The following is a 4,118-nucleotide window of genomic DNA, read 5'->3' on the forward strand; positions in this document are numbered from 1 at the left end:
CAACCTGCGCCTTTGAACCTGCCAGTTCCCCCGCATTCCTATGAGACCGATGACATCATTGTCATTGGCATCGATACGGAGAAAGCGTGATGAGCAAGTTCATGGATTGGGTTGATGCGCGCTTTCCCGCGACCAAGATGTGGGAAGACCATCTCAGCAAGTACTACGCCCCGAAGAACTTCAACTTCTTCTATTTCTTTGGCTCCCTGGCTCTGCTGGTTCTGGTCAACCAGATCGTCACCGGTGTCTGGCTGACCATGAGCTACACCCCGTCGGCAGAAGAGGCATTTGCTTCTGTCGAATACATCATGCGCGACGTCGAGTACGGCTCGATTTTGCGTTTGCTGCACTCCACTGGCGCTTCGGCGTTCTTCATCGTGGTCTATCTGCATATGTTCCGTGGCTTGCTCTACGGTTCTTACCAGAAGCCGCGCGAGCTGGTGTGGGTCTTCGGCATGCTGATCTACCTGGCGCTGATGGCTGAAGCCTTCATGGGCTACCTGCTGCCATGGGGTCAGATGTCCTATTGGGGCGCCCAGGTGATCATCTCGCTGTTCGGTGCGATCCCGCTCATCGGCGACGACCTGACTCAGTGGATCCGCGGTGACTACCTGATTTCCGGCATTACCCTGAACCGCTTCTTCGCCTTGCACGTGGTCGCGCTGCCGATCGTGATTCTGGGTCTGGTGGTGCTGCACGTCCTGGCGCTGCACGAGGTGGGTTCGAACAACCCGGACGGCGTGGACATCAAGAAGCACAAAGACGAAAACGGTGTACCGCTGGACGGCATCGCCTTCCACCCGTACTACACCGTGAAAGATATCGTCGGCGTGGTGGTGTTCCTGTTCATCTTCTGCTCGATCGTGTTCTTCTTCCCGGAAATGGGCGGTTATTTCCTCGAGAAGCCGAACTTCGAACAGGCCAACCCGTTCAAGACGCCTGAGCATATTGCGCCGGTCTGGTACTTCACGCCTTTCTACGCGATCTTGCGTGCGGTTCCGGACAAGCTCCTGGGTGTAATCGCCATGGGTGCGGCCATCGCTGTGCTGTTCGTCCTGCCGTGGCTCGACCGTAGTCCGGTCAAGTCCATGCGCTACAAGGGCTGGCTGAGCAAGATCTGGCTTTTCGTGTTCTGCATCTCGTTCGTGATCCTGGGTGTGCTGGGCGTGCTGGCTCCGACGCCAGGTCGTACGTTGCTGTCGCAGGTCTGCACCTTCCTGTACTTCGCCTACTTCATTCTGATGCCGTTCTACACCAGGCTCGAGAAGACCAAACCGGTTCCGGAAAGGGTGACTGGCTGATGAAAAAACTATTTGCTGTATTGATGCTTGCGGCGCTGCCGGTGTTCGCATTCGCTGCTGGACAAGCTGGGCCGGAGCTGGAAAAAGTCGACATCGACGTTTCCGACAAGGCAGCCATGCAGGACGGCGCACGCACTTTCGCCAACTATTGCATGGGCTGCCACAGCGCCAAGTTCCAGCGTTACGAACGTGTTGCCGATGACTTGGGCATTCCTCACGAACTGATGCTGGAGAATCTGGTGTTCACTGGCGCCAAGATCGGCGATCACATGAACATCGGCATGCAGCCGGCTGACGCCAAGGCCTGGTTTGGTGCGGCTCCGCCCGACCTGACCCTGGTTGCCCGGGTTCGCGGCACCGACTGGCTCTATGGTTACCTGAAGTCGTTCTATGAAGATCCGTCGCGTCCTTGGGGTGTGAACAACAAGGTCTTCCCGAACGTCGGTATGCCTAACGTTCTGGTGGGCCTGCAAGGTCGTCAGGTCGTCGGTTGCAAACAGGTTCAGATTGTCGAAGACGGCAAGAAGCAATTTGATCCGCTGACCGGTACTGCGCTGACCCATGAAGCGTGCGATCAGCTGACCATCGTGCCGAAAAGCGGTGCTTTGACCGAAGAGCAGTTCGATGAGAAGGTCAAGAATCTGGTAACCTTCCTGGCTTACTCGGCTAACCCGGTTAAGCTGCAACATCAGCGCATCGGTACGTATGTATTGCTGTACCTCGCGTTCTTCTTCGTATTCGCCTATTTGCTCAAGCGCGAATACTGGAAAGATGTGCACTGATAAAGCTTCAAGCTATTGCTGTTAATCGCGCGCGCCCAAGGGCGCCTCTGAAAATGTAACGAGTCTGGTGATCCAGGCGTTACGGGAGGCGCCCTCTGGGCGCGCTCGTTTTTCCGCTTCCGATAATTTCTACAAGCGAGGAGGATCGCCATGGGCGTGACCAATCGGTTGGCCTGTTACTCCGACCCCGCCGACCACTATTCCCACCGAGTGCGAATCGTACTGGCAGAGAAGGGTGTCAGCGCCGAGATCATTTACGTTGAAGCTGGCCGTCAGCCGCCTAAACTGATCGAAGTGAACCCTTATGGCAGCTTGCCCACCCTGGTCGATCGTGACCTGGCGTTGTGGGAGTCAACGGTGGTAATGGAATATCTGGATGAGCGTTACCCGCATCCGCCGCTCCTGCCGGTTTATCCGGTGGCGCGTGCCAACAGCCGCCTGCTGATGCACCGCATCCAGCGGGACTGGTGTGGGTTGGTGGATCTGATTCTGGATTCGCGGACCAAGGAAGCGGCCCGTGTCGTGGCACGTAAAGAGCTGCGCGAGAGCCTGACCGGCGTTTCGCCGCTATTCGCCGACAAGCCGTTTTTCCTCAGTGAGGAACAAAGTCTGGTGGATTGCTGCCTATTACCAATACTCTGGCGATTGCCGATTCTGGGTATAGAACTGCCGCGGCCAGCCAAGCCGCTGCTTGATTACATGGAGCGCCAGTTTGCGCGTGAGGCTTTCCAGGCGAGTCTGTCTGGCGTCGAACGCGATATGCGCTAAGGCTTAAGGAGCCGCTATGAACTCCAGTCGACCTTATCTGGTCCGCGCGCTCTACGAGTGGATTGTTGATAACGATTGCACCCCGCACATGCTGGTGAATTCCGAGTATCCCTCGGTGCAAGTGCCGCAAGGTTTTGCCAGTGACGGGCAGATTGTCCTGAACGTATCGCCACAAGCCGTGCGACATCTGCACATGGACAACGAAGCAGTCAGCTTCGAAGGCCGCTTCGGTGGGGTGCCGCATACGTTGTACGTGCCTATCGCATCGATCCTGGGCATCTACGCCCGGGAGAATGGTCAGGGCATGGTCTTCGATCTCGAGTCGCCTATGGGCGAGGATGAAGAGATCGAGCCGGATGATGATATTCCGCCACCGGACAGCGAGCCGCCGCGCCCCAGCGGTCGACCGAGCTTGAAGGTAGTGAAATAACAAAAAAGGCGATCCGGAAGGATCGCCTTTTTTGTTACTTGTAGGAGCACAGCTTGCTGGCTCCTACGGGGCGATGGCGTTGTCAGAATCGCCATCGCTGAGAGGATCAGTCAATGTACTCGAACAACTTCACAATCTTCTGAACGCCGGAAACTCCCTGCACCAGGTTGGTTGCCTGGGCGGCTTCCTGTTTGGTCAGCAAGCCCAGCAGGTAAACGATACCGTTCTCGGTGACGACCTTGATGCGCGAACCGGGGATGTTCGGGTCGGTGAGCATTTGTGTCTTGATCTTGGAGGTCAGCCAGGTGTCGTTCTGGCGGGCCAGGAAGCCGGAGGGTGGGAGAATTTGCAGTTCGTTGTGAACGGTCTTCACGCGCTGAACGGCAGCGGCGGCCTGTTCGGCCTTGGCCTTGAGGTCGGCTCGCGGGGTTTGGCCGGCGAGCAGCACCACGCCGTTGAAACTGGTCACGACGATGTGCGAGTCGTTATCCAGCGCCGGGTCAGCCTTGGCGATGTTCACGCCGACCTTGGTGTCGATCAGCGAATCATCGATCTTGCTGCCGAAGGTGCGGGTGCCGCGGTCGTCTTCAATCGGTGCTTCACGGCTGGCATTAACCACCGAGGTGCAGCCGCTGATGCCGAGGCACAGGGTCAGGGCCAGTAGGCCGAGGCGATTAGGGGTCATTCTTCACTCCCGAACAGTTGGCTGTCGATCAAGTCGCAAAGGCAATGGATCGCCAGCAGGTGGACTTCCTGAATACGTGCGGTGACGTTGGCCGGTACGCGAATCTCGACGTCCTCGGGCAACAGCAGCGACGCCATGCCGCCGCCATCGCG

At 57.6% G+C, this 4,118-nt stretch carries 5 protein-coding genes and 2 pseudogenes; 5 read left to right on the plus strand and 2 right to left on the minus strand.

What is annotated here, in order from left to right:
• The 5 genes and pseudogenes from D8V06_RS29230 to D8V06_RS29250 form a co-directional block, all read left to right on the plus strand.
• Positions 1-90: pseudogene (locus tag D8V06_RS29230) on the plus strand (ubiquinol-cytochrome c reductase iron-sulfur subunit); the annotation flags it as partial.
• Positions 90-1,301, plus strand: coding sequence for a cytochrome bc complex cytochrome b subunit (locus D8V06_RS29235; protein WP_056853212.1), 1,212 nt, complete (start codon positions 90-92; stop codon positions 1,299-1,301). The pseudogene D8V06_RS29230 and the gene D8V06_RS29235, both read left to right, overlap by 1 nt.
• Positions 1,301-2,083 carry a cytochrome c1 gene (locus D8V06_RS29240; RefSeq protein WP_056853211.1) on the plus strand — a complete coding sequence of 261 codons (783 nt, stop codon included), beginning with the start codon at positions 1,301-1,303 and terminating at the stop codon, positions 2,081-2,083. The genes D8V06_RS29235 and D8V06_RS29240 overlap by 1 nt, the downstream gene beginning before the upstream one ends.
• A 150-nt stretch (positions 2,084-2,233) precedes the next feature.
• The gene (locus D8V06_RS29245) at positions 2,234-2,851 is read left to right on the plus strand and encodes a glutathione S-transferase N-terminal domain-containing protein (RefSeq protein ID WP_056853210.1); all 618 of its coding nucleotides are present in this window, start codon (positions 2,234-2,236) and stop codon (positions 2,849-2,851) included.
• A gap of 16 nt (positions 2,852-2,867) precedes the next feature.
• Entirely contained in the window at positions 2,868-3,281 is a 414-nt protein-coding gene (locus D8V06_RS29250; protein ID WP_056853209.1) for a ClpXP protease specificity-enhancing factor, read from the plus strand.
• 106 nt (positions 3,282-3,387) lie between these two features.
• On the opposite strand, the gene D8V06_RS29255 is transcribed toward D8V06_RS29250, so the two are convergent.
• Both D8V06_RS29255 and D8V06_RS29260 read right to left on the minus strand, forming a co-directional pair.
• A complete protein-coding gene (locus D8V06_RS29255) occupies positions 3,388-3,966 on the minus strand; it encodes a BON domain-containing protein (RefSeq protein WP_056853208.1) in 579 nt (192 codons plus the stop codon).
• Positions 3,963-4,118, minus strand: a pseudogene (locus D8V06_RS29260) (phosphoheptose isomerase); the annotation flags it as partial. The pseudogene D8V06_RS29260 and the gene D8V06_RS29255, both read right to left, overlap by 4 nt.

It is taken from the genome of Pseudomonas sp. Sample_24 (assembly GCF_004307605.1).
Classification (GTDB): Bacteria; Pseudomonadota; Gammaproteobacteria; order Pseudomonadales; family Pseudomonadaceae; genus Aquipseudomonas.

Excerpts from the sequence above, each read along its gene's own strand:
- D8V06_RS29235 (WP_056853212.1), top strand. The coding sequence starts at position 90 with ATGAGCAAGTTCATGGATTGGGTTGATGCGCGCTTTCCCGCGACCAAG.
- D8V06_RS29240 (WP_056853211.1), top strand. The coding sequence starts at position 1,301 with ATGAAAAAACTATTTGCTGTATTGATGCTTGCGGCGCTGCCGGTGTTC.
- D8V06_RS29245 (WP_056853210.1), top strand. The coding sequence starts at position 2,234 with ATGGGCGTGACCAATCGGTTGGCCTGTTACTCCGACCCCGCCGACCAC.
- D8V06_RS29250 (WP_056853209.1), top strand. The coding sequence starts at position 2,868 with ATGAACTCCAGTCGACCTTATCTGGTCCGCGCGCTCTACGAGTGGATT.
- D8V06_RS29255 (WP_056853208.1), bottom strand. The coding sequence starts at position 3,966 with ATGACCCCTAATCGCCTCGGCCTACTGGCCCTGACCCTGTGCCTCGGC.